The 24,474-nt window shown below is 67.6% G+C and carries 22 protein-coding genes and 1 tRNA gene; 13 read left to right on the top strand and 10 right to left on the bottom strand.

Annotated features, from left to right (window positions below; all coding sequences use genetic code 11):
* Positions 1–95 precede the first annotated feature (95 nt).
* A complete protein-coding gene (locus ACAM55_RS12960; RefSeq protein WP_369651971.1) occupies positions 96–2,462 on the top strand; it encodes a YgiQ family radical SAM protein in 2,367 nt (788 codons plus the stop codon).
* A 22-nt stretch (positions 2,463–2,484) separates the two neighbouring features.
* On the opposite strand, the gene ACAM55_RS12955 is transcribed toward ACAM55_RS12960, so the two are convergent.
* The gene (locus tag ACAM55_RS12955; protein WP_369651970.1) at positions 2,485–2,865 is read right to left on the bottom strand and encodes a tautomerase family protein; all 381 of its coding nucleotides are present in this window, start codon (positions 2,863–2,865) and stop codon (positions 2,485–2,487) included.
* A 28-nt stretch (positions 2,866–2,893) separates the two neighbouring features.
* Positions 2,894–3,568 carry a DUF1294 domain-containing protein gene (locus tag ACAM55_RS12950; protein ID WP_369651969.1) on the bottom strand — a complete coding sequence of 225 codons (675 nt, stop codon included), beginning with the start codon at positions 3,566–3,568 and terminating at the stop codon, positions 2,894–2,896.
* Between the two features lie 274 nt (positions 3,569–3,842).
* Between ACAM55_RS12950 and ACAM55_RS12945 the strand changes: the two genes are divergently transcribed.
* From ACAM55_RS12945 to ACAM55_RS12935, 3 genes are all read left to right on the top strand, one after another.
* Positions 3,843–4,748 (top strand): DMT family transporter, encoded by a 906-nt coding sequence (locus ACAM55_RS12945; protein ID WP_369651968.1) that lies wholly within the window; start codon positions 3,843–3,845, stop codon positions 4,746–4,748.
* A 38-nt stretch (positions 4,749–4,786) separates the two neighbouring features.
* Positions 4,787–5,701, top strand: coding sequence for a hypothetical protein (locus tag ACAM55_RS12940; protein ID WP_369651967.1), 915 nt, complete (start codon positions 4,787–4,789; stop codon positions 5,699–5,701).
* A gap of 78 nt (positions 5,702–5,779) precedes the next feature.
* Positions 5,780–7,879: an esterase-like activity of phytase family protein gene (locus tag ACAM55_RS12935; protein WP_369651966.1), complete on the top strand. Its 2,100-nt coding sequence runs from the start codon at positions 5,780–5,782 to the stop codon at positions 7,877–7,879.
* Here ACAM55_RS12935 and ACAM55_RS12930 read toward each other — a convergent pair whose 3' ends face one another.
* Complete coding sequence (locus ACAM55_RS12930; RefSeq protein WP_369651965.1) at positions 7,880–8,761, bottom strand: CoA transferase; 882 nt, start codon at positions 8,759–8,761, stop codon at positions 7,880–7,882.
* A 144-nt stretch (positions 8,762–8,905) separates the two neighbouring features.
* Between ACAM55_RS12930 and ACAM55_RS12925 the strand changes: the two genes are divergently transcribed.
* Both ACAM55_RS12925 and ACAM55_RS12920 read left to right on the top strand, forming a co-directional pair.
* Complete coding sequence (locus tag ACAM55_RS12925) at positions 8,906–9,808, top strand: SDR family oxidoreductase (protein ID WP_369651964.1); 903 nt, start codon at positions 8,906–8,908, stop codon at positions 9,806–9,808.
* Between the two features lie 79 nt (positions 9,809–9,887).
* Positions 9,888–10,496: a glutathione S-transferase gene (locus ACAM55_RS12920; RefSeq protein WP_369651963.1), complete on the top strand. Its 609-nt coding sequence runs from the start codon at positions 9,888–9,890 to the stop codon at positions 10,494–10,496.
* A gap of 1 nt (position 10,497) precedes the next feature.
* On the opposite strand, the gene ACAM55_RS12915 is transcribed toward ACAM55_RS12920, so the two are convergent.
* Positions 10,498–10,887 carry a DUF488 domain-containing protein gene (locus ACAM55_RS12915; protein ID WP_369651962.1) on the bottom strand — a complete coding sequence of 130 codons (390 nt, stop codon included), beginning with the start codon at positions 10,885–10,887 and terminating at the stop codon, positions 10,498–10,500.
* Between the two features lie 31 nt (positions 10,888–10,918).
* Entirely contained in the window at positions 10,919–12,775 is a 1,857-nt protein-coding gene (locus tag ACAM55_RS12910; RefSeq protein WP_369651961.1) for a PhoX family phosphatase, read from the bottom strand.
* A 93-nt stretch (positions 12,776–12,868) separates the two neighbouring features.
* Between ACAM55_RS12910 and ACAM55_RS12905 the strand changes: the two genes are divergently transcribed.
* Together ACAM55_RS12905 and ACAM55_RS12900 are read left to right on the top strand one after the other, a co-directional pair.
* Positions 12,869–13,696 carry a crotonase/enoyl-CoA hydratase family protein gene (locus ACAM55_RS12905; protein WP_369651960.1) on the top strand — a complete coding sequence of 276 codons (828 nt, stop codon included), beginning with the start codon at positions 12,869–12,871 and terminating at the stop codon, positions 13,694–13,696.
* Between the two features lie 266 nt (positions 13,697–13,962).
* A complete protein-coding gene (locus ACAM55_RS12900; RefSeq protein WP_369651959.1) occupies positions 13,963–14,274 on the top strand; it encodes a hypothetical protein in 312 nt (103 codons plus the stop codon).
* A 34-nt stretch (positions 14,275–14,308) separates the two neighbouring features.
* On the opposite strand, the gene ACAM55_RS12895 is transcribed toward ACAM55_RS12900, so the two are convergent.
* Both ACAM55_RS12895 and ACAM55_RS12890 read right to left on the bottom strand, forming a co-directional pair.
* Positions 14,309–15,451, bottom strand: a complete 1,143-nt coding sequence (locus ACAM55_RS12895; protein WP_369651958.1) for a DSD1 family PLP-dependent enzyme — start codon at positions 15,449–15,451, stop codon at positions 14,309–14,311.
* Positions 15,452–15,583: 132 nt separating this feature from the next.
* Positions 15,584–15,895, bottom strand: coding sequence for a hypothetical protein (locus tag ACAM55_RS12890; RefSeq protein ID WP_369651957.1), 312 nt, complete (start codon positions 15,893–15,895; stop codon positions 15,584–15,586).
* 284 nt (positions 15,896–16,179) lie between these two features.
* Between ACAM55_RS12890 and ACAM55_RS12885 the strand changes: the two genes are divergently transcribed.
* A tRNA-Arg gene (locus ACAM55_RS12885) sits at positions 16,180–16,256 on the top strand.
* 58 nt (positions 16,257–16,314) lie between these two features.
* Here the strand turns inward: ACAM55_RS12885 and ACAM55_RS12880 are convergent.
* Positions 16,315–16,845, bottom strand: a complete 531-nt coding sequence (locus ACAM55_RS12880; RefSeq protein ID WP_369651956.1) for a cytochrome c precursor — start codon at positions 16,843–16,845, stop codon at positions 16,315–16,317.
* 353 nt (positions 16,846–17,198) lie between these two features.
* Between ACAM55_RS12880 and ACAM55_RS12875 the strand changes: the two genes are divergently transcribed.
* A complete protein-coding gene (locus tag ACAM55_RS12875) occupies positions 17,199–18,989 on the top strand; it encodes a PQQ-dependent methanol/ethanol family dehydrogenase (RefSeq protein ID WP_369651955.1) in 1,791 nt (596 codons plus the stop codon).
* A 10-nt stretch (positions 18,990–18,999) separates the two neighbouring features.
* A complete protein-coding gene (locus ACAM55_RS12870; RefSeq protein ID WP_369651954.1) occupies positions 19,000–19,344 on the top strand; it encodes a high-potential iron-sulfur protein in 345 nt (114 codons plus the stop codon).
* A 103-nt stretch (positions 19,345–19,447) separates the two neighbouring features.
* On the opposite strand, the gene pqqB is transcribed toward ACAM55_RS12870, so the two are convergent.
* Positions 19,448–20,380 (bottom strand): pyrroloquinoline quinone biosynthesis protein PqqB, encoded by a 933-nt coding sequence (gene pqqB, locus ACAM55_RS12865; RefSeq protein ID WP_369651953.1) that lies wholly within the window; start codon positions 20,378–20,380, stop codon positions 19,448–19,450.
* Positions 20,381–20,617: 237 nt separating this feature from the next.
* The gene (locus ACAM55_RS12860) at positions 20,618–22,756 is read right to left on the bottom strand and encodes a sigma-54-dependent Fis family transcriptional regulator (protein WP_369651952.1); all 2,139 of its coding nucleotides are present in this window, start codon (positions 22,754–22,756) and stop codon (positions 20,618–20,620) included.
* Between the two features lie 284 nt (positions 22,757–23,040).
* Between ACAM55_RS12860 and pedF the strand changes: the two genes are divergently transcribed.
* Both pedF and ACAM55_RS12850 read left to right on the top strand, forming a co-directional pair.
* Entirely contained in the window at positions 23,041–23,559 is a 519-nt protein-coding gene (pedF, locus tag ACAM55_RS12855) for a cytochrome c-550 PedF (protein ID WP_369651951.1), read from the top strand.
* Positions 23,560–23,569: 10 nt separating this feature from the next.
* Positions 23,570–24,418 carry a substrate-binding periplasmic protein gene (locus ACAM55_RS12850; protein WP_369651950.1) on the top strand — a complete coding sequence of 283 codons (849 nt, stop codon included), beginning with the start codon at positions 23,570–23,572 and terminating at the stop codon, positions 24,416–24,418.
* Positions 24,419–24,474 lie beyond the last annotated feature (56 nt).

Below are 24,474 nucleotides of genomic sequence, written 5' to 3'. Positions count from 1 at the left end.
GGCCCGGACGCGACAAGACTGATGGAAAACCCTAAAATCGCGGGTTGCCCACTGCAGCGCCGTGCCCGCCAAGCCGCGCCGCCAAACTCCCACTGATGAACGCCCCCGTCGACGTCTCCTTTTTTGCGCGTGCCGCCAAGCCGCTGACCAGCTACCGCAAGTACTGGGCGGCCCGATTCGGCACGGCCAAATTCCTGCCGACCACGCGCAAGGAAATGGACGCGCTCGGCTGGGACAGCTGCGACATCATCGTGGTCACGGGCGATGCCTATGTCGACCATCCGAGCTTCGGCATGTCGGTGATCGGCCGCATGCTCGAGGCGCAGGGCTTTCGCGTCGGCATCATCGCCCAGCCGGACTGGCAGAGCGCCGAGCCCTTCAAGGCGCTGGGCAGGCCGAACCTGTTCTTCGGCGTGACCGCCGGCAACATGGATTCGATGATCAACCGCTACACGGCGGACCGGAAGATCCGCAGCGACGACGCCTACACGCCCGGCGACGTGGGCGGCGCGCGGCCCGACCGCGCGGCCATCGTCTATTCGCAGCGCTGCAAGGAAGCCTGGAACGACGTGCCGATCATCCTCGGCGGCATCGAAGGGTCGCTGCGCCGCATCGCCCACTACGACTACTGGCAGGACAAGGTCCGCCGCTCGATCGTGGTCGATTCGAAGTGCGACCTGCTGCTGTACGGCAACGCCGAGCGCGCCATTGTCGAAATCGCGCACCGTCTGGCGGCCCGCGAGCCGGTGCACGAGATCACCGACGTGCGCGGCACCGCCTTCGTACGGCGCGAAACGCCAGAAGACTGGTTCGAGATCAACTCGACCAGCGTCGACGAGCCCGGCCGCGTCGAGGCCCACGTCAACCCGTACCTGATGGTGTCGGAGCAGGCCAAGGCCAACGGCGCCACCTGTGCGAAGGAAGACGAGGCCCAGGCCGTGGCGCAGGCCGCCGAAGCCGGCGCCGCAGTCAACCCGGCCATCAAGCCGCTGACCTTCGTGCCGAACCCCGCGCTCGCGCAGCGCACCAGAATCACGGTGCCTCCGCGCGACCGCAGTGTGATCCGCCTGCCTTCGTACGAGCAGGTGCGCGCCGACCCGGTGCTCTATGCGCACGCCAACCGCGTGCTGCACCTGGAGACCAACCCCGGCAACGCACGTGCGCTGGTGCAGGCGCACGGCGAAGGCGCCACGGCGCGCGACGTGTGGATCAACCCGCCGCCAATTCCGCTCACCACGGCCGAGATGGACCACGTGTTCGACCTGCCGTATGCGCGCAGCCCGCATCCGCGCTATGCCGACGAGAACGGCAGCCACGACGGCGCCACCAAGATTCCCGCCTGGGAAATGATCCGCTTCAGCGTGAACATCATGCGCGGCTGCTTCGGCGGCTGCACCTTCTGCTCGATCACCGAGCACGAGGGCCGCATCATCCAGAGCCGCTCGGAAGAATCGATCATCAAGGAGGTCGAGGCCATCCGCGACAGCGTGAGCGGTTTCACCGGCACCATCTCCGACCTCGGCGGCCCCACGGCCAACATGTACCGCCTGGGATGCAAGAGCCCCGAGATCGAGTCGGCGTGCCGCAAGCCCAGCTGCGTGTACCCCGGCATCTGTCCGAACCTGGGCACCAACCACGATCCGCTCATCAAGATCTACCGCCGCGCACGTGCGCTCAAGGGCATCAAGAAGATCCTGATCGGCTCAGGCCTGCGCTACGACCTGGCCGTGCAGTCGCCCGAGTACGTGAAGGAACTGGTGCAGCACCACGTCGGCGGCTACCTGAAGATCGCGCCCGAGCACACCGAGCAGGGCCCGCTCACCAAGATGATGAAGCCCGGCATCGGCAGCTACGACAAGTTCAAGCAGATGTTCGAGAAGTTCTCGGCCGAGGCGGGCAAGAAGCAGTACCTCATTCCGTACTTCATTGCCGCGCATCCGGGCACCAGCGACGAGGACATGATGAACCTCGCGATCTGGCTCAAGAAGAACGGCTTTCGCGCCGACCAGGTGCAAACGTTCTACCCGAGCCCGATGGCCACGGCCACGACGATGTACCACACCAGCAAGAACCCGCTGCGCAAGATCACACGCGAGAGCGAGACGGTGGACATCGTGCGCGGCGACAAGCGCCGCCGCCTGCACAAGGCGTTCCTGCGCTACCACGACGCCAACAACTGGCCGCTGCTGCGCGAGGCGCTCAAGGCAATGGGCCGCGCCGACCTGATCGGCAACGGCAAGCATCACCTCATTCCCACCTGGCAGCCGCTGACCGATGGCGGCTACACGAGCGCACGGCGCAAGAACTCCACCACTGCGCCGGTCGCCGCCAAGGCATCGGCCCCGGTCAGGCTGGCGCCGGTGAAGCCCTCGAAGGGCCGCATCCTCACGCAGCACACCGGGCTGCCGCCGCGGGACAACGGCAGCAAGCCGATCAGCAAGCCTTCGCGCAAGGTGCGCTGAGCGGGCGTGCGGCGGGCAACCGCTACGCGTACTGCATCTCACCGTTTCCGAACGACCAGTTCTCCTTCATCACCTCGACGAGGTTGATGAAGACGTCCTCGCGCCGGATGCCCAGCTTCTCGTGCAGGTCGTCGGCCACGCGCTTGTAGAAGGCCTTTTTCATCTCGATCGTGCGACCCTGGTTCAGCGTGATCTGAATCAGCACGAATCCCGGTGAATACTCGATCCCGAGATAGCTCTTCGGGCGGACCAGGTCTTGTGCGGCATGCCGCGTGATGACCTGGAACTTGTCGTCCTTCGGCACATTGATGGTCTCGGTCATGGCCAGGTAGATCAGGTCGCCGATGGCGGGGCCGAGCGTTTCCGGTGAAGCATCGGACAGTTCGATTCGAACGAATGGCATGGAAATTCCTTGTGGACAGGGGCGCAGCCTAACGCCAGAACGCAGGCGAAGCGCCCCCCAGCCAGAAAACCCAGGCCAGCACTGCGGCGCAGTGAACGGCGACCGTGACGCGATACACGGTCAGAAAACTCCGCTTGCTCGACTTGTGGCGCAGCAGCCTTTGCGCGGCCCAGGCTCCTGGCCAGCCACCTGTCAGCGCGAACAGGTGCAGGGTGCTCTCCTTCGTGCGCCAGCGGCCCGTCTGGGCCGCGTTCTTGTCGAGCGCATAGGTGACGTAGGTCAGCAGGCTCAGTGCCGCAACGACACCGAGCGCCAGCGCTGGCAGGCGGCCGGACCAGACGGCCGCGCCGAGCAACACGCCGTAGGCCAGGATGAAAAGCACGCCCCACGAAGGAGGTGATTCGGACGCGCTCGCCCGACTTGGAGTTGCGCGAGGTGCAGGTCGGCGGTTGCCGTTGACCGTCGCACGGTTCGGTGACGCCCGCGAGGCACCGGCCGACGCTGCCTGCACGGCCACGGCGCGTGGTCCCTTGCCCCCGACGTGGATCTCTTCGAAGCTCAGTTCCATGCCGATCTGCGGCTTCAGCTGCCGGTCGCTGAAGTCGCGCAGGTGCACGAACACATCGGCCGACACGTCCGGACTGCGGATGAACCCGAAGCCGCGCTCGGCTTCCCAGCGTACGAGTCGACCTTGGCGTTTCATGATTTGCGGCGGGCTGGAAGAGGGCACATCGACCGCGATTCTCTCTTGCCGCCGCGAGACCCGGCTTCTATCATCGGCCGCTCATGCATCTGCATCACTCTCCCCCTCCGTCGACCTGCCGCTGACGCGCGCCTCGTGCCGCGCTCAGACCCGCAAGTGGTCGCCGCCGTCCGCCTTCCTCGCCAAGGCCGGATGACGGCCGGATGGTCATGCCCGCCCTCGACAGAAAGAGCGCGGCGGGCGTCATGGAGAACTTTCAACAATGAACGCAAGAATGACTGCCGCCCTGGCCTGGGGCGGCGTGTTGCTGGCCGGTGCGCTGTGGGGCGGCGGCGCGCTGGTGGCGCAATTCCTCATCGATGGCGGCATGGCGCCGCAGAGCCTGTCGCTGGCGCGCTTCGCGCTCGGTGTGCCGTTGCTGTGGTGGCTGCACTGGCGCGCGCAGCAACCTGCCGGTGCGCGCTGGAGCGACCTGTCACGGCGGGAGCAGTTCCAGGTGGCCGGCACCGGCGCCGCGATGGCGCTGAACGTGAGCTGCTGGTTCGCAGGCATCGCGCATCTGGGTGCAGCGCTGCCGACAGTGATCTCGATCTGCTGCGCGCCGGTGATCGTCGCGCTCGTGTCGGTGCTGCGCGGCTACGAGCGCCTCGGCCTGCGCCTGCTCGTCGGGCTCGTGCTGGCGCTCGCGGGCGTTGCGCTGCTCGTAATGCCGGCCCGCGGGTGGAGCCTGCTGCCCGCAGGCCACGCCGCAGGGCTCGCCTGGTCGTTTGGCTCGGCCTTCTGCTATGCGCTGGTGGTGCTCGGCAATGCGCGCATGCCTGAGCGTGTGCCGGCCGTCACGGCCTCCGCCTGGGGGATGAGCGCGGCAGCACTGTGCATGCTCGCGGTCGCATGGCCGGAGGGCATCACCTGGCCCAGCGGCACGGCCCAGTGGCTGGGCGCGGGCTATACGGGTGTGGTGACGACCTCGGTGGCTTACCTGGCCTTCGCCTGGGGAGCACGGCGGTTGTCGCCCACGGCGGCGGTGGTCGGCACGCTGATCGAGCCGCTGGTGGCTGCGTTGCTGGCGGCCTTGCTGCTCGCACAGCCGATGGCGCTGCAGCAATGGTCGGGGGCCGTGCTGCTTGCCCTGGCCATGCTGCTGCTCATGCGGCGAAGCGGGGGCGCGGGAACCGACTGAAGGCACGCGGAGGGCGGTCCGTTGTATGGTGTCACCCCATGAACAGTTCGCTTCATCGGCCGGCATCGTGGACGCGCACCCTGGCGGGTGCGATCCTGCTTGCAAGCTCGCTCCAGGCATTTGCGGCTGCATCGGAATATCCGGCGCCGGCCGGGCCGGCCCAGGCGCTGAGAGCGACCCATCAGCGCCTGAGCGACAAACTCGGCCGCAGCAGTTTCGGTCGGCCCGTGCAGCTCGACTCGAGAGAGACGCCCGACGGGCTCGAGGGTGACATCTATGCGGTGATCGAGCATCCGCTGCCGGAAGTCAGGGCCGCATTCACAGGGCCGGCCCACTGGTGCGAGCTGCTCACCCTGCACATCAACAATCGCCGCTGCCGCGTGAGCACCACGCCGCAAGGGCGCGAGACGCTGACGCTCTACGTCGTGCGGCGCTACGACAAGCCGGTCGACCAGGCTTTCGAGCTGCCTTTCGCCTACCGCGTGGCGAGCGCGACGCCCGAATACTTGTCGGTGGAGCTTTCGGCCGCGAGCGGGCCGCTGGGCACGAACAACTACCGCGTCACGCTCGAGGCCGTGGCGATCGACGAGCGCAAGAGCTTCGTGCACTTCAGCTACAGCTACGAACACAACATGATGGTTCGCATGGCCACGCAGGCCTATCTGGCCACCTTCGGCCGCGACAAGGTGGGCTTCACGGAGGTGGGCAAGTCGGCCGATGGCAAGCCCGAATACATCCGCGGCCTGCGGGGGCTGGTGGAGCGCAACGCGATGCGCTACTTCCTCACGCTCGACGCCTACCTGTCGACCGACGCCGCGGACGCGGCCGAGCGCCGGCAGCGCCACTGGTTCGCAGCCGCAGAGCAGTATCCCCGGCAACTGCACGAAATCGACCTGGAAACCTATCTGGCGCTCAAGCGCGAGGACCGGCAGCGCGACGGCACCGGCCGCTGAATTCACGGGCTTGTCACATGCTGCGGCGCTAATCGCCGGGCCTGTACCTGTTGTGCAGGCGCACGACAAGGACAAGCAATGAAAAGAGGATCGAGGATGGGGTGGCTGGCGCTGGTGGGTGCCGGCGCTCTGGTCACTGCCTGCGGCGGCGGCAGCGGTGGTGGAGGGGGATGGGTGTTTCCCGTTGTGGGCAGTGGCGGTAGCGGTGGCGCGAGCCCGCCGCCGGTGGCCCAGTCCAGGACCGGCGCCTTCCTCGACGCGGCCGTCGAGGGGCTCGACTACACGGCAGGCAGCAGCGCCAAGGCCAGCACCAACGCGAACGGCGAATTCACCTGCAACGACGGCGAGACCGTTGCCTTCAGTGCCGGCGCGCTCGTGCTGGGCAGCGCTGCCTGCGGTACGGCGATCACGCCGTTGAACCTGGCCGGCGGTGCTGATGTGAAGGCCGACGCAGTCGTCAATCGGCTGCTCGCGCTGCAGAGCTTCGACGAGGACCGCGACCCGTCGAACGGCATTCGCCTGACCCCGGCGCTGAAGGCTGCGCTCACGGCCGGTGCGCTCGATTTCAGTGCCGCGGCCGACAGCTTCAACACCGCGCTCAATGCGGTGCTCGCGGGGCTGCCTGCTCCCTACAACGCCCGCACGGTCGATTCGAGCCGCCGCATGCTGGCGCGCGAACACTTCGAAAACACGCTGGCTTCGCGCCTCGCCGCGCCGGCGGTCGAAGCCTCGACGCAGACCAACGCCCTCGGCACCATCGGCATCGGCGTCACCCGCTACCAGTTGCAGGCCGATGCCAGCTTCAACGTGCCCTACGAGGGCGACAACGAGAAGACCAGGGCTGACTTCCCCTCGGGCTTCCTGCCGGCTTACGGCTCGGGCCTGGCGTTCAAGGGTAAGGCCGATGACGGCACGCTCGAGTTCTATGCAATCACCGATCGCGGCCCGAACGGCGACGGCCCGACCGCGCCTGTGCCCAGCGGCGGCGGCGCCACCAGCATCAGCAAGGTGTTTCCGGCACCGTCGTTCGCGCCGAGCTTCGGCCTCTTGCGTATCGGCAAGACCGGCGCGGTGCTCGCATCGAGCCTGCCGCTCAAGCTCGACGCCAACAGGAAGATCACGGGCCTGCCGCCGCAGTCCGGCGTCGGCTCGACGGGCGAAACGCCGTTGACCGATCGCTACGTGTTCGATGCCGCCAAGGCGAACTACGATGCCAACGGCCTCGACCCCGAGACGCTGGTGCTCGACAAGGCGCGCAACGTGCTCTGGACCAGCGACGAGTACGGCCCGTTCATCGCACGCATCAACATCTCAACCGGCGTGATCGAGAAGAAGTACGCCCCCGGCAGCGGCACCGCCGACCTGCCGCTGGTGCTCGCGCAGCGCCGCCCCAACCGCGGCATGGAGGGGCTGACGCTCGATGCTGCCAACGGCAAGCTGCATGGCTTCCTGCAGAGCCCGATCGATCCGAAGGACGGTGCGGGCAAGTCGATCCAGGCCACGCCGCCGGGCGGCAGCAAGACCGACGTGCGCCACATCGCGAAGTTCACGCGCTGGCTCGCGTTCGATCCGGCCACCGAGACCTCCAAGCTCTACGCCTACCCGATCGACGGCAGCCAGTACGACAAGAACCGCACCGGCAATGCCAAGCTCGGCGACGTGGTGAGCCTGGGCAACGGCCGTTTCATCGTGATCGAGCAGGGCGCGCGCAAGAGCGACGCCAAGGTGTTCAACAAGCTGATGCTGGTCGAGCTGCCGTCCGATGCGACGGACATCGCGGCCTTCGATCACAACCTGGAGATCAGCAGCATCACACAGGCGCCGTCGGGTGCCGCCGACTACTCCACCGTGGTGACGATGCGCAAGACCGAGCTGCTCGATCTCAATGCACTGGGCTGGCTGGCCGAGAAGGCCGAGGGCCTGACCGTGGTGGATGACCAGACGCTGGCGCTGGTGAACGACAACGACTTCGGCGTCAGCACGATCCTGCTCGATGCCGACGGCAAGACCGTGGCCGGCAGCATCGAGGACTGCACGGTGGATGCGGCCGGCGCGATCATCGCCAAGTGCCCGACCGGCGTGACGGGCGCGCGCATCGCGCGCGGCAGCGACCTGGAGCGGCCGACGCGTATCTGGCTCATCAAGCTCGATCGCAAGCTGAGCGAACTGCGCCTTTGATCAGCCGGCCAGCGTGAGCAGCGGCACGTCGCGCTCGCGGCCCATGGCCTCGAGTTCGGCGCGCGTGCGGGCCGCCAGCCAGGCGGCCAGGGCTTCGTGCGTGGCCGTCGCCATCATGTCGGGCGGCGCCACGCCCGCCGCTTCGCAGAGGCGGGCCGCGAAATGCGGCTCCAGTGCCGCGACTGCCACGCGGCCATCGGCGCAGGAGTAGACACGGTAGCCCGCATGGGCGCCGCCGACCGCGCCCGCCGGCTGCGTCAGGCCCCAGGTGCGCGGCAGCGCCAGCCAATCGGCCGAAGCGTTCAGGGCCACTTCGACGTAGACGCCTTCGGCCTTGTCGCCACCCTGGGCGCGCAGCAACATGGCCTTCAGCACCGCCTCGCTCGCGAGCAGGGCGCCGCCCATGTCGGCATAGAGCGTGGGCGGCAGTTCGGTGCCGGTCACGAGTCCGCTTTCCGCGAGGTAGGTCAGATCGTGGCCCGGTTCCTCGGCGCGCTCGCCCGGTGCGCCGACGATGGCCACCTGCGACAGCAAGGGATGGCGCGCCTGCAGCGCGGGCCAGTCGAGGCCCAGCTTGCGCAGCGCGGAAGGGCGGAATGAAGTGAGCAGCACATCCGCCTTCGCGAGTTCGGCGTGCAACTGCTGCTGTCCCGCTTCCGTCTTGAGGTCGGCGGTTTCGATGGCCACGCCTTTGTGCAGCGCGGCGTAGGCGGCCTTGTTGTAGAGACCCATGGGGTCGCCGCCCGGCGGTTCGAGCTTCACGCAGGTGGCTCCCATTCCGCGGCAGCGCAGCAAGGCCGCAGGGCCAGGCAGGTTGAGCGCGAGGCTCAGGACGCGGACACCCGTGAGCGGCCGGAAGAGGGGGGCAGTGGGACTTGGCATGGGCGTGTATCCAGAGAGCAGGTCGACAGCCATTTTCACTTGATGTGGAGCCAGATTTCGCAAGCCACGGCACCCCGGCGCGCGTAGCATGTGCGTTGGCAGCGCCCGATCTTGCCGCTGTTGCAACGACCAAGGAGACCCACCATGTTTGAAGCGTCCCTCATGAGCGGCCAGCGCATTCTCGTGACCGGCGGCGGCACCGGCCTGGGCCGCGCCATGGCCGAACGTTTTCTGGGCCTGGGTGCCGACGTGGCCATCTGCGGCCGGCGCCAATCGGTCTGCGAGGAAACCGCGGCCGAGTGGCGGCAGCAGTTTCCGGGGCGCCGGATCGATACCTTCGGCGTCGACATCCGCATTGCGCAGAACGTCGACGACATGGTGGAAAGCCTGTTCCAGAGTGGCGGGCTCACGGGGCTCGTCAACAACGCGGCGGGCAACTTCGTGGCGCCGACCGAGAGCCTGTCGCCGCGTGCCTTCGACGCCATTGCGAACATCGTCTTTCACGGCAGTTTCTACGTCACCCAAGCCGTGGGCAAACGCTGGGTGGCCGAGGCCAAGGCCGGCAAATGGAAGGAGGGCGATGCCTTGCGCAGCGTGATGAGCATCATCGTCACGTGGGTCGACAACGGCAGCCCTTACGTGGTGCCTTCGGCCATGAGCAAGGCCGGCATCGAGGTCATGACCAAGTCGCTGGCGGTGGAATGGGCGCGCCATGGCATTCGCCTGAACGCCGTCGGGCCGGGCGAGATTCCGACCGAGGGCATGAGCAAGCGGCTGAATCCCGGCGAGGAGCCCGGCGCGCGCAGCAAGAAGACCAACCCGATGGCGCGCACCGGCCGCATGAGCGAGCTGCAGAACCTGGCGGCCTTTCTCATGGCGCCGGGCCAGTGCGACTGGCTCACGGGGCAGAGCATCATGATGGACGGCGGCAATGCGCTGGCGACGGGCGGCAACTTCTATGAGCTGCGCCAATGGAGCGACGACGACTGGCAGGCCGCGCGCGAGCGCATCGAGGCGCAGAACCAGAAGGACAAGGCGCAGCGCTGACGATTGCCGTCTGCCGCCGCCAGGGCATCGACCACGCGGGTATCGTTGCGCTTCAGTAAAAATTTCAGGAGAAAAGAAGATGCAACTCGTCGGCATGCTCGATTCGCCCTATGTGCGCCGCGTGGCCATTTCGCTGCGCCTGCTGGGCCTTCCGTTCGAACACCGCTCGGTCTCGGTCTTCAGCACCTTCGAACAGTTCCGGGCGATCAATCCCGTGGTCAAGGCGCCGACGCTGGTGTGCGACGACGGCACGCTGCTGATGGATTCCACGTTGATCATCGACTACGCCGAGATGATGGCCGGCCGCAGCCTCATGCCTTCCGCCAGCGTTGAACGGCAGCATGCGCTGCGGGTGCTCGGGCTCGCACTCGCAGCGTGCGAGAAGACGGTCCAGATCGTCTACGAGCGCAAACTGCGCCCGCTCGAAAAGCAGCATGCCCCGTGGGTCGACAGGGTGCGCAACCAGTTGGCCGCCGCCTATGCCGGGCTCGAGGCCGAGATACGGAAACTGCCTTCGGCCGCCAGCGAAACCACCATCGGGCAGGCTGCACTGACGAGTGCCGTCGCGTGGAGCTTCACGCAACTGATGATCCCGGACGTCATTGCGCCGGCCGATTGCCCGTCGCTGGCCGCCTTTGCCGCGGATGCGGAAAAGCTGCCGGCCTTCGTGGCCCTTCCGCAGGTGTGATTCAGTTCGCGATCTCCGCGCCACGCTCGGCCAGCAGGCTGCGCAGCAGCGAGCGATGGCAGCGCGACTCGTCCTCGCAATAGCAGCCCACCGAAAGCGCCGCGCTGTGCGAAAGCGCGGCCAGCAGGTCGAGGCTGCGGCTCGCGTCGGCTTCGGCCATCTCGGCCTTGTACTTGCGCATGAAGGTGTTCCATTGCGCGGGCGTTTCCGCTTCCTGGCCCAGCTTCATGGTCTCCGCCGACGGGGCGAGGTTGGGGTACCACACGTCGTACCAGTTCTGCGAGGCGAATTCGGTTTTCGGGACCCCGCGCGGCGGCCGGCGCACGGTGCCGATGCGAAGGCCCTCGCCAGTGGCGCGCGGGGTGCCCAGGCGAACGATGCGGATGCTCATGTGCAGTCTCCTTCTCTTCTCGTGATGGACTTCAGGTGCCGACGATCCCGCCGTCGCGCCGGCGAATGGCCAACGTAGCCGAGCGCGGACGCGCGCTGCCGGGTGCCGTGCCGTCGGGCCATGCGCTGTTCGGTGTTGCATTGCCGTCGTCGCGCGACTCGCCCGGATGCTGGATGTTGACGAACAGCGTGCGCCGGTCCGGCGTCACCACGCAGCCCGTGACCTCGCTGCCGTTCGGTGCCGTCAGGAAGCGCTTGATGCGGCCCGTGGCCGGATCGGCGCAGAGCATCTGGTTGTTGCCGAGCGACGCGTAGGGCGGCTTGCCGATCAGCTGGCCGCTCATGTCGGTCTGAATCCAGAGCAGGCCGCCGCTGTCGAAATGCAGGCCGTCGGGGCTGCCGAAGATGTCGGCATCGCCCGACGGATAGCGCGCGCCGCTGCCCTCTTGCGCGGGATCGCCGGCGAGCGCGAAGTGGTCCCAGGCGAAGCTCGTGCTGCCGGCATCGGCGTCGTCCTCGCGCCAGCGCAGGATGCCGCCGAAGAAGTTGTCGGCGCGCGGGTTGGCGGCATCGGGCGCGGGCTTGCCCAGGTTACCGCGCTGGCTGTTGTAGGTGAGCGTGACGTACACCTCGCCCGTCTGCGGATGCACCGCAATCCACTCGGGGCGGTCCATCCGGGTGCCACCCACCACGTCGCCGGCCAGCCTGCCGTGGATCAGCACCTCGGCCTGGTCGGCAAAGCCGTTACTTGCGTCGAGCCCGTTGCGGCCGTGCGCGAGTTCGAGCCATCGGCCGCGGCCGTCGGCATCGAAGCGCGCGACGTAGAGCGTGCCTTCGTCTAGCAGGCGGCTGTTGGCCGTGCCGCCACCGCCAGCCGAGACCTTTCCCTGGCTCACGAACTTGTAGATGTATTCGAACCTGGCGTCGTCGCCCATGTAGACCACGACGCGTCCGTCCTTGGCGAGCGTGCAGGTCGCGCTTTCCTGGCGCTTGCGGCCGAGCGCCGTGCGCTTGACGGGCTTGGCCGAGGGGTCGAAGGGGTCGATCTCGACCACCCAGCCGAAGCGATGCGGCTCGTTCGGATGCCGGCTCAGGTCGAAGCGTTCGTCGAAGCGCCAATACTCCACCCATTGCGAGCCCGGCACGGTGCCGTAGCGGCGCTGCGCGGGCGTCATGTCTTTCGCCGCTTCCTTCGGGCCACCGAAGTAGCCATGAAAGTTCTCTTCGCAGGTCAGGTAGGTGCCCCATGGCGTGACGCCCATGGCGCAATTGGCAAAGGTGCCGAGCACCTCGTCGCCGGCTGGATTGGCGGCGGTGCGCATCAGCGGCGTGCTGGCGGCGGGGCCGGCGATGCGCATCGGCGTTCGGCCGTGCATGCGCCGGGCAAAGGGCGAAGGCCGTACCTGGCGCCAGCCTTCGCGCGTCCACTGGATCTCGATGACCGAGACGCCCATTGCGTGCAGCGACTTGCGCACCTTGCCCTCGTTCCACTCCTTGATGCCGTCCGCGTGCAACAGCTGTTCGTCGGTGTACTCGTGGTTCATCACGAGCAGCGCGCGATCGGGTGTCGCTAGCGGAAAGAAATGCATCCCGTCGTGATGCATGCCGGCCTGCAGCGCCTGCTCGTCCGCGCTGTTGCTGCCGTCGGGCGCAAAGGCTGGCATCGGTTGTCCCGCCGTGCCGGTCGGCGTGCCCCAGGGGTAGAGCAGCTGCCATTCGTATTCCGGCGGAAGCACGACGGCATCGCGCAGCGAAGCCGGCACGCCGGTGAAGCCGAGCACCGCCTGGCCAGCCGGAGCGGAGGATGCTGCGCCGGCGCCGCTGCGATAGAGCAGCGCCACCACGGCGGCGGCACCCGATTGCAGAAAGATGCGACGGTCCAGGGGCATGAGTCCAGGGTGTTGGGTAGGCGACAGCCGCCATCATCGCCGAGTGCCCGTGCGGGGCGATACTGGCGCGAAGAAAACCCAAGGAGACATCGCATGCTCGACCGAATCGAATGGACCCGCCACCCCGACGGCGTGGTGCAACTGCAGCTCGCACGCGCCGACAAGATGAACGCGCTCGATCCCGCGATGTTCGACGCGCTGATCGACGCGGGCAAGGCCCTGTGCGGCGATGCCACAGTGCGCGCGGTGGTGATGTCGGGCCAGGGCAAGGCCTTTTGTGCCGGCCTGGACATGGCCTCGTTCGAGCGCATGGGGCAGGGCGGTGCCAGCGCGGTGCTGGGCGCGGCCGCGGATGGTGCCGACTTGTCCGCCCGTACTCATGGCATTTCGAACGCGGCCCAGTACGTCGCAATGGCCTGGCGCGAGGTGCCGGTGCCCGTCATAGCCGCGGTGCATGGCGTGGCTTTCGGCGGCGGCCTTCAAGTGGCGCTGGGTGCCGACATCCGCATCGTCGCGCCCGACACCAAGATGTCGGTGATGGAAATCAAGTGGGGCCTGGTGCCCGACATGGGCGGCATGGTGCTGATGCGAGAGCTTGCCCGCAGCGACGTGGTGCGGGAGCTCACGTTCACGGGACGCGTCTTCTCGGGCGAGGAGGCACTGCAGATCGGCTTTGCCACCCGGCTGGCGGCCGACCCGCTGGCGGAAGCGCTCCGAATGGCACACGACATCGCCGCCAAGAGCCCCGACGCCATCCGCGCCGGCAAACGTCTTCTCAATGCGTCGCTGTCGCAGGAAGCACGCGCTTTGTTGATTGCCGAATCGGTGGAGCAGCAGGCGCTGATCGGGAGCCGCAACCAGGTCGAGGCCGTGCAGGCCAACATCGAGCGGCGCCCGCCGCGCTTCGACGCGCCGGCCTGAGAGAGTGGCCCCGGGATGGAGCGTCGCAGTGGGGCTTTTGCGGCATTTTTTGGCTCCTCGCGGCCAAATAGCACGCAAATCGGACCCAAGTCCCCTTGATATGTAAGAATTAAGTATCTTTATTCCGGGCGTCTGACCATCAAGACAAAAAAGTTGTCTATGTGTGATGAAGGTCACGTATGCCTTGAATTAAGGGTAGGGGAGGGGTGGTGGCTTCTGTCACATTCCTTAACAATTAATTCTTTTGTCTGCGACGGCGTTCCTGCATGTCGACCACGTTTTCCTGCAACCTCAGTGTGCCCATCCTGGTGGGCGAGGATCGCTACAAGTACGTCCCCGTCATCGGGGTCTTCCGCAGCATTCCGTTCGACCAGGTCGATGAGTGGGTGATGCACCCAGGCGGTGGCCCGCGCAGCGATCGCGAGTTGGCGGCCGAGGTTCTTGTCGAGATCCGCAAGCCGCTTGGAACGAGCGGGCGCACCGTGCCGCACTCCTTCGAAGTGGCAGATATTCTTCAGCTGGACCGTGCCGCTGCCATCGTCGTGTCCACGTTCCTTGCCGCATTGCCCCGCGTCTGAGGGCAAGCAGGCCCCACCACCCGGCCCCGCGCGCCTAGTGCCTGCCGCGGGCGTCCACCGGCCAGATCGCAACCAGGGTATCGCCGTCGACCACGTGGTAGGCGTCGTGCAGATTGACGGTCGGGTCGCAGTGGGGCGTGACGAACTCGACGCGGTCGCCCAATGCGGGCCGCGTCCCGGCGAACAGCAGCTTGCCGTGCTCGTCGCCAAAGAAGGCATAGCGGCTCGCCGGATCGGTGCCACGCGCCACCAGCGGAACGCCGCTGTCGGTGGCAAAGCACTTGGTGCCGCCGTCGACAGTGACCCAGTCCGCCGCATGGGTGCTCACCACCGCCGTCTGCACGAACAGTGACACCTCGAAGGGCGAAGGCTGCGCCGGGCCAGCGAGCACATGCGTGTATTCCGCGTCCATGAAGACATAGGAGCCGGCCTGCAGTTCGGTGAATGCATCGCGCTGTGCATCGAGGTCATGGGTGCCGGTACCCGCGCCCGTGACGATCTCGAAATGAATGCCGCTGCGTTGGGCTTCGGCCACGATGTGCGCGATGGTTTCGCGCAGGCTGGCTGCCGCGGCACTGCGCTGCTGCCGGTCGGGTATGTGTTGCAGATTGCCGGCGTAGGCCTGCAGGCCGCGCAGCTTCAGGCGCGGCTCGGCCGCAATGCGGCCTGCGAGCTCGAGCACCTGCGCCTCGCTGGCGGCGCCGGTGCGGTTGTAGCCGGCGCCGTAGTCGACCAGCACCTCGAGCGGGTGCGTCAGGCCGAGCGTGGCTTCGGCAAGGTCGGCCGCGTTGCGCGGGTCGTCCACCACCACCATCATTCCGCCGGGGCCTGCGAGCCTGGCAAGCTTGACCACCCGTGCGATCTTGCTCGGGGTGACGGCGGGCGAGGTGATCAGTACGCCCGGAATGCCGGCCTTGACCATCACCTCCGCCTCGCCCAGCGTGACGCAGCTCACGCCGATGGCGCCCGCGGCCACCTGGCGTCGCGCAATCTCCACGGACTTGTGCGTCTTGACGTGCGGCCGCAGGCCCACGCCCCGTGCCTTGGCAAACGCGGCCATGCGTTCGATGTTGCGCGCGAGGGCGCCAAGGTCGAGCAGGAGTGCCGGCGTATCGAGCGACTGCCGCCCGCCGGCAATGCCGATCAGCGGTGTATTGACTTGCGTGTCGGGAAGCATGAGAGAACTTTCAAATGCGGGAGGGCAATGCCTGGGGGACGGCGTGATGCGGAATCGAACGGCGAAATGATCGCACCGAAAGGCATTCTGATGGCGCCTCGCGTCTGCCGGGGCGGCGCAGGGGAAAGCCCGTCAGTCGCCCCGCGATGGTGTTCGGCGCGCGGTGCGCCTGAGCGCCAGCCACCACAGCAGCGCCGCATTGAGGGCCCACCCTCCCGCAAGGACGATGAGTGCGGTTTGCGCTACGCCTGGCGCCAGATCGAGCGTCAACAACGCCAGCGACCACGGCAGCGCCCCCGCGATGGCCGCCAGCATGGCCGTCTCGCTCTCGGGGAAGGCTGCGGACGAAACCACGCACACCACGCCCGCGGCTGTATAGGCGAGCGCGCCGAGGCTCCACCACGAAGGAAAGAGCGGTCGAGAGTTCGAGTCTGCGGTGTGCATATGGTGAAGATTGCCGATGGCAGCATCATGCCGCGACAGCCGCTCGCGCGCAGCCGTGTAGGGCTTCAGGCGGCGAGCGGCGCCAACCATGCGTCTGCGATGCAAGCAGCGGACCGGCGGGCCGGCACGTGGATGTGTGGGTAGAATTCGGCCTTCCCGGCGAGAAGCAGAAACGGCCAAGCCGTTGAATTGCCTGGTGTGGCCCTGCTTGGGGACGCGAGGTATGAAGGTTCGAAACCTTGTGTGCCAGCCAAGCTTCTTTCTTCTTCCGTCCGGCCCGGAATCTGCCCGTAGCTCAGTTGGATAGAGCACCTGCCTTCTAAGCAGGTTGTCGGGGGTTCGATCCCCTCCGGGCAGGCCATCTCAAACCTTCACGCCAGCGTTACCGCTCCCGCAGGCCTGCCCGCGGCGAAAGTCGTTCATCCGGGAAACTGCACCACCGGGCCGCCAGGCTTGGTACCCGGCGGAACAAAAGCGGGCGCAGGGTCGCCGCCGCGACCGAGCGAGCGGGTGTAGCTGTGGATGGCCTTCAAGTCTGCGTCGGTCATCGCGCGCACGTTGAACCATGGCATGGGCGGGCGGGGCGTCATGGCGCGCGCATGCTTCACCCACTGCTGCTGGCTCATGTCAGCCATGAGCAAGCGCAGATTGACCGCGTATGTGGTGCCCCACGGACCGGACCAGCCCAAGGCGTCACCGGTCAGCCACAGCTTCTCGTCCACCTCGCCGTTCTTCGTGGCGTAGCCGGGCGTATGGCAATCGTTGCAGCCCGCGATCATCACCAGGTAGCGGCCGCGCTGGATTTCGCCCTTGTTCGCCTTCTGGCTGCCGCCTGTTTGCGCCCCGGCCAAGGCTGAGGACAGGAGGATGGCCAACACGGCGGTGGAGCGCGCAACGCGGCGAATCAGATGAGCAGTCGGGGCGGCATGTGGATTCGTGCAATCCTTCATTGGCTGGCTCCTGGGTTTGGCGTTCATGTCGAAGTTGACATGGCACCACGGTAGCCCTCGGCGCCGGGCCGCGCATGGGCGCTTCAGCCATTTCTGCCTGGTTGTTTTGTCACGGGCACCGCGGCGTAGTCGCGATCGACGGCCACTGTGGCGAGATGCAACGGTCACAGCCCTGGCACCGTTCGACCTTGTAGCAGTGCAGCGGGAAAACCCGCGACCGGAAGCCCCTACGACGCTCTGGATGGCGCCTGGAAGGCGGCCTGGCGCGTGGCACGGACATTGCCCCCAATCCTCGTGAAGGCATGCCTGCGGGCACGCCCGAGCCGCTATCCACACCCACGAGGAGACACCCCATGCAATTGAAGCTCTTGAACGCGCTCATGGCCATCGGCCTGGCCGCGGCCGGCAGTGCCGGCGCGCAAGTCACGGACAAGATGATCCAGTCCGAAGCCACCGCCAACGGCAACGTCCTGACCTGGGGTGTGAACACCCAGGGCCAGCGCTACTCGCCGCTGAAGCAGGTCAACACCGGCACCGTGTCCCGGCTGGTGCCGGCATGGGCCTTCTCCTTTGGAGGGGAGAAGCAGCGGGGTCAGGAGGCGCAGCCCGTGATCCACAAGGGCAAGATGTTCGTCACCGCTTCCTACTCGCGCATCTACGCCCTCGACGCCACCACCGGCAAGAAGCTGTGGAAGTATGAGCACCGTTTGCCCGAGGGCATCATGCCCTGCTGCGACGTCGTCAACCGCGGTGCGGCGCTGTACGACAACCTGGTGATCTTCGCCACGCTCGACGCCCAGCTGGTGGCGCTCGACCAGAACACCGGCGACGTGGCCTGGAAGGAGAAGATCGACGACTACGCGGCCGGCTACTCGGCCACCGCCGCGCCGATCATCGCCAACGGCCTGATCCTCACCGGGGTGTCGGGTGGCGAGTTCGGCATCGTCGGCCGCGTCGAGGCGCGCGACGCCAAGACGGGCCGCATGGTGTGGTCGCGCCCCACGGTGGAAGGCCACATGGGCTACACCTACGACAAGGACGGCAACAAGCAGGAGGCGGGCATCTCGGGCACCGTCAACAACAGCTGGCCGGGGGACCTCTGGAAGACAGGGGGCGCTGCCACCTGGCTGGGCGGCACCTTCGATGCCAAGACCGGCCTGGCCTACTTCGGCACCGGCAATCCGGCGCCGTGGAACAGCCACCTGCGCAAGGGCGACAACCTGTTCTCCTGTTCGACCGTGGCCATCGACGTGAAGACCGGCCAGATCAAGTGGCACTACCAGAACACGCCCAGCGACAGCTGGGACTTCGACGGCGTGAACGAGTTCGTCACTTTCGACATGGACGGGCGGCGCGTGGGCGGCAAGGCCGACCGCAACGGCTACTTCTACGTCAACGATGCCACCACCGGCCAGCTCCTCAACGCTTTTCCCTTCGTCAGGAAGACGACCTGGGCCGACGGCATCGACCTGAAGACCGGCCGCCCGAACTACGTGGCCGAGAACCGCCCCGGCGACCCGGTCGCCAGCGATGGCAAGAAGGGCAACTCGGTCTTCGCGGCACCGGGTTTCCTGGGCGGCAAGAACCAGATGCCGATGGCCTACAGCCCCGACACGAAGATGTTCTACGTGCCCGCCAACGAATGGGGCATGGACATCTGGAACGAACCGGTGGCCTACAAGAAGGGCGCCGCCTACCTCGGCTCGGGTTTCACCATCAAGCCGCTCAACGAGGACTACATCGGCGCGCTGCGCGCGGTCGATCCGAAGACCGGCAAGATCGCCTGGGAGGTCAAGAACGGCGCGCCGCTGTGGGGCGGTGTGCTCACCACCGGCGGCAACCTGGTGTTCTGGGGAACGCCCGAGGGCTACCTGAAGGCGGCCGACGCCAAGACCGGCAAGGTGCTGTGGGAGTTCCAGACCGGCTCGGGCGTGGTGGCGCCGCCGGTCACCTGGCAGCAGGGCGGCGAGCAGTATGTGTCTGTGGTCTCCGGCTGGGGTGGCGCGGTGCCGCTGTGGGGCGGCGAGGTGGCCAAGAAGGTCAACCTGCTGGAGCAGGGCGGCATGGTGTGGGTCTTCAAGATCCCCTCTGCCGGCACCACGCGCACCGCCCGCGCGGGCGATGTCCGCACCGCATCCAACTGAGGGGAGCGCCATGACGGATCGCAACAGCGAAGGGGGCCGCGACGCCTCCCGCCGGGATTTCGTCGGCCGCGCGGTCGGCGGTGTTTGCCTGCTGGCGGCAGTGCCGGTGCGCGTGCTGGCCGCGCCGCCGCGCGTCGAGGAGAACGACGAGACGGCAGTGCAGCTCGGCTACAAGCACGATACGAAGAACGTCGACAAGAAGAAGTACCCCCGCCATGCGGCGACGCAGGAATGCGTGAACTGCGCCATGTGGCAGGGCACGCCCACCGATGCCTGGGCGGGCTGCGCGATGTTCGGGCGCAAGCAGGTCGCGGCCAAGGGCTGGTGCATGGCATGGGCGCCCAAGCCCGCCTGAGCGGCGCAGCGCGCGGCCCGCGCCCTTCAGCGCGGGGACGCGCGGTGGCAGGCGGGCTTCGCGCCCTGCCTGCTGGTGCGGCGCAGCGACTGGCCGGCCGCATTCACAGCGAGATCTCCATGCCGTCGTAGGCCACCTCGATGCCATGGCTTTCGAGCACCTTGCGCTGCGCGCTGGCGGCATCGAGGATCGGGTTGCTGTTGTTGATGTGGATCAGCACCTTGCGCCGCGCCGACGTGGCCAGCATCGCGTCCACCATGCCGGCGCGCGAGCCGGCGCCGGTCTGCGGCAGATGCCCCATGTCGCTCGCGGTTCGGGTGCCCAGGCCCGCGTGGCGCATCTCGTCCTCGGCCCAGAAGGTGCCGTCGAGCAGCAGGCAGTCGGCGTCGTGCATCCAGCGCAGTTCCTGCGGGCCCACCTCGGCGAGGCCCGGCGCATAGAAGAGGCGTCGGCCGTCGCGCAGGTCCTCGATCAGGAGGGCGATGTTGTCGCCCACCGTCTGCTCGCGGCGGTGCGGCGAATAGGGCGGGGCCTTGCCGGGGATGGCCACGGCGGTGAAGCGCAGCGACGGAAAGCCCGCGACGCTGAAGTCGACAAGGGTCTGGGTGCCGGCCACGGCCAGCAGGTGCCAGCGCGTGCCGCAGTAGTGCTCCAGCACGCTGAGCACAGGGAAGGAAGTGGTCAGGTCCTCGAACACGCAGGGCGTGGCATAGAGATCGATGCAGGGCCCTTCGCGCAGGCCGAGCAGCCCGGCGACGTGGTCGATCTGCGCATCCAACAGCACCACCGCCTTGATCGGCGTGTCGCGCAGTCCGTGGCGCGGATGCAGCTGGGCGTGGCTGCGGATCTGCTGGCCGATGTCGGGCGATGCGTTGAGCAACACCCACGATTCGCCATCGGCGGAGACGGCGACCGAGCTCTGCGTGCGCGCGCAGGCATCGAGCACGCCCTGGCGCTGGCCTGCGCACATTTGGCAGTTGCAGTTCCATTGGGGAAAGCCGCCGCCCGCGCCGGAGCCGAGGACGAGAATTTTCATGAGGCCTCCAACGCCGGGGTCGACCATTGCATGAAGTCTCCTTGTATGGGCTGTACCGGGCCGGGCGGAATTGCCGGGCGGCGACATTGCGCAAATCGCATGCCTACGGGGCGCGATACACAAGGTGCGCCGAAAAGCGGTTGGCTTCCCTTGGGCGAGCGCGCGAATTGCTCCAGGCTGGTACAGCGCCGTGCGGCGCTGGCACAGGGGTTTACCCGAGGCTTCGCACGCGCCCCGTCAATCGCGATTGTTCCAGCGCAGCTTGCGATAGATGGTGTTGCGGCTGATGCCCAGGCGCTTGGAGGCGACGGAGATGTTGCCGTCGGCCGCCGCGAGGGCGCTGCGGATCATGTCGATCCCGGCTTCCCCCAGGGTGCGCGGAACCTCTGGTGGAGCGTCCGGCCGGGGCTCGGCGTCGGGCGTGGGGCGCATCGTGTGCTCGGGCACGGCAGCAGCGTGCGCCGCCTCCGGCAGGGCGGGCGCTCCAGGGGGAGGCGGCGCCGGTGCCTGCGCTGCCGCGAGGGGCGCGGCGTGAGGCCGCACGCGCCGGGCATCCTCCAGGAAGTCGTCCGACAAGTGGTGTTCGTAGATGTGGCTTTCGCCCGCGCCCATCACGGCGGCGGTGCGAAGCACGTTGGCGAGCTGGCGCAGGTTGCCCGGCCAGGCATAGGCCTTGAAGAGCGCCAGCACCGAGGCGTCGATCTCGGGCGTGTCCTGCGGGCATTCGGCCAGCAGGATGCGCCGCGCCACCACGTCGAGGTCGCTGCGCTCGCGCAGCGCCGGCAGCCGCACCACGAGGCCGTTGAGGCGGTAGTACAGGTCTTCCCGGAAGGTGCCGGCGTCGATCATTTCGCGCAGGTTGCGGTGCGTGGCGCCGATGACGGCGATGTCCACCGGGATCGACTTGAGGCTGCCCAGCGGAGTGACGTTGCGCTCCTGCAGCACCCGCAGCAGCCGCGCCTGCAGGGACAGCGGCATGTCGCCGATCTCGTCCAGGAACAGCGTGCCGCCGTTGGCCTGCACGATGCGCCCCACCGAGCCCTTGCGGCGCGCGCCGGTGAAGGCGCCGTCCTCGTAGCCGAACAGCTCGGCCTCGATCAGCGACTCGGGAATGGAGGCGCAATTGACCGCCACGAAGGGCTGTCGGGCGCGATTCGAGTCCTGGTGCACGGCGCGCGCGAGCAGTTCCTTGCCCGTGCCGGTTTCGCCGAGGATGAGCAGCGGAATGTCGCGGTTGATGACGCGCCGCACTTTCTGCAGCGCGGCCGCGATCTGGGCGTCGCCGGTGTCGAGGTAGTGCAGGCCGGAGAAAGGAGGATGGGAGGAAGGGCTGGGGTGCTGCGTCGCTGCGGCGGCGGCGCCCGCCGCCTGCACCGGAGGAGCGCCCGCCCCGCCGGGCATGCGCGGCTCCACCGAGGTCACCGGCATGTCCAGCACCACCCCGCGCTGCGGCCCGTTGAATCGGGCGCTGACGTGGAACTGCTGCCCATTGGCCGCATGCAGCATCATCGGCGTGGGCAGCGGCGCGCGGAAATGGTCGAACACGGCCGAGGCCGTGATGCCGAACAGGCTCGTCAGGCTCTGCATGCGCAGCGCGGCGATGCTCATGTCCAGCTGGTCCAGTGCGCCGCGGTTGGCGCCCAGGATCTTGCCGTCGACGCCGACGACGATGATCCCCTCGAGCAGCGTGCCGATGAACTCCGCGCGGCCATGGAAGTGCAGCCGCAGGCGGTTGCCGTAGTCGTCCGACAGCCACTGGTTCTCGATCATGCGCGCCGACATGCGCACCAGGCCCATGGTGTGCTGGTGATAGGAGCGCTGGTCGCCGGTGACGTCGAGCACGCCCAGCATCTCGCCGCGGGGATCGAAGATCGGCGCGGCCGAACAGGTAAGGAAGTTGTTGGCGTGGATGAAGTGCTCACCGCCATGCACGACCGTCGGCGTTTCCTCGACCAGCGTGGTGCCGATGGCGTTCGTGCCCTTGGAATGCTCGGCCCAGCTCACCCCCGGCGTGAGCGCCACCTTGTTGGCGCGCTGCAGGAACTTGTCGTCGCCGACGGAGTGGAGGATTGTGCCGGTGGTGTCGGCCAGCACGATCATGCTGTCGGTGTCGACGATCTGCTCCAGCAGCATCTCCATCACCGGTGCCGCGTGCGTGAACAGCCGCTGGTTGCGCTCGCGCGCCACCACGAGGTCGCTGCGCCGCAGCGGATCGAAGTCCGGCCGCTCGACGCGCGACAGGCCCAGCGCAGCGCAGCGCTGATGCCACTGCTCGATCAGTTCGGTGCGGCCGGCTCGGGGGGGCGTGACGGCCAGCGTCGATGGCTTGGTCCAGCCCTGGAGAGGGCCGGCGGGGGCATGAAAGGCGTCAACCATCTGCTGTCTCCTGTCCTGCTTCTTTTGAGCGGGCAACTTGTCTCTGGCCAGTTTCGAAGAATGCTCTCACTGGTTTGCTTCATTTTGGAACACCCCCGGGGAGCGGGGTGTCCCGAGCGGACGCTGCAGAGGCAAGGATGCCACAGCAACCGCCCCTTGTGGGCACTGTCCGGTGTCGGGACGGTACAGGGAAGGCAATTTGTGTTCCCGCTTGCAGCAACGGACCGTTGGCATAGCGATTGCAGATTTGTGCGGGATCCCCATCACCACAAAGGAGACCCGACATGAAGAATCCCGATCCACGAATCCTGCGGCCCCTGGCCCGTCCGCCGAGGCTGCGCAAGGCGGCCGGTGCTTTGCTTGCGGCGGTGCTGAGCGTGGCCGCTTCCGGCGCTGCCTGGGCCCACGGCGATGTCACGCCACAGGCCGTGGACACTTCGTCGCTGCCGAAGCTGGGCGATCAGTGGCGCGCAGAGAACCCGTTTCGCGGCAACGGCGGGGCCATCCAGATCGGCACGTCCGCCTATAACCAGAACTGCGCGCGCTGCCACGGCATCGACGCCATCTCCGGCGGCATCGCACCCGACCTGCGCAAGCTCGACAACGATTGCGCCTCCCTCAAGGAAGCGGCGCGCAAGGCGGCCTGCGTGAAGGAGATCGACGACTTCTTTCTCACCACCGTGCGGCGCGGCCGCACGCGCAACGGTGCCGTCTACATGCCGCCGTTCGAAGGATCGATGAACCAGGAGGCGATCTGGGCGATCAAGACCTACCTGGAGACGCGGCGCGACAAGCCGATGTGAGGCGACTGCGATGCACACACTTTCCTCCTTCTTGTCGCGCCGCGAGTGCCTGCGGTGGGCCGCGGCCGCCGGCGTGGCCGCGCTCGCTGGCACGGCGCGCGCGGCCACGCTCGACAGGATCCGCGCACGCGGCACGCTGAGCGTGGCGATCTACCAGGACATGCCCCCCTTCCACGTGGGTGGCCAGGGCATCGACATCGAACTGGCGCGCGCGCTGGCCGGCGCGCTGGACGTGAAGCTCTCGCTGCTGCCGTTCCTGGCCGACGAGAACATGGGCGACGACCTGCGCAACATGGTGTGGCGCGGCCACTACCTGGGCTTCGGCCCGGCCGATGTGATGCTGCACGTTCCGGTGGACCGCCCGCTGATGAACGAGACGCCGCAGGCGCTCATCTTCGCGCCGTACTACCGCGAGCGCGTGGTGCTGGCGCGGCGGCTCGACCGCTTGCCGCAGCTGGAAACGCTCTCGGCGCTGGGCAATGCGAAGGTGGCCGTATCCGGCAAGACACTGGCGGGCTGGCTCATGATCGGTGCCGACAACGGCGCCTACCGCGACCAGCTCGACACCCAGCCGAAGGACGGTGCCGAAGCGGCCCGCGCGCTGCAGCGCGGCGAAGTGGCCGCCGCCGCGGGGCTCGCCTCCGAGATCGAATCGGTGTTGCGCGGTGACACGCGCTTTGCCATCGCGCCGCTGCCCTCTGCGCGCATCCAGGGCAACGGCTGGGCGGTGGGCATGGCGGTCAAGAAAGACGCGACCGACCTGGCCCAGGCGCTGCAGGCCAGCGTCAATGCCCTCGCTCAGGGCGGGCGGCTGCGCACGATGTTCGAGGGGGGAAACGTCGACTGGCAGGCGCCGTGAGTCGACGAGCAATGGCAACGATCTTGCGCATTCCAGCGGATACCAACAACTGACGA

Source organism: Variovorax sp. V213 (assembly GCF_041154455.1).
Lineage (GTDB): Bacteria > Pseudomonadota > Gammaproteobacteria > Burkholderiales > Burkholderiaceae_C > Variovorax.
The sequence above is the reverse complement of the archived record's forward strand: the minus strand, read 5'-3'. Positions and strand labels throughout refer to the sequence as shown.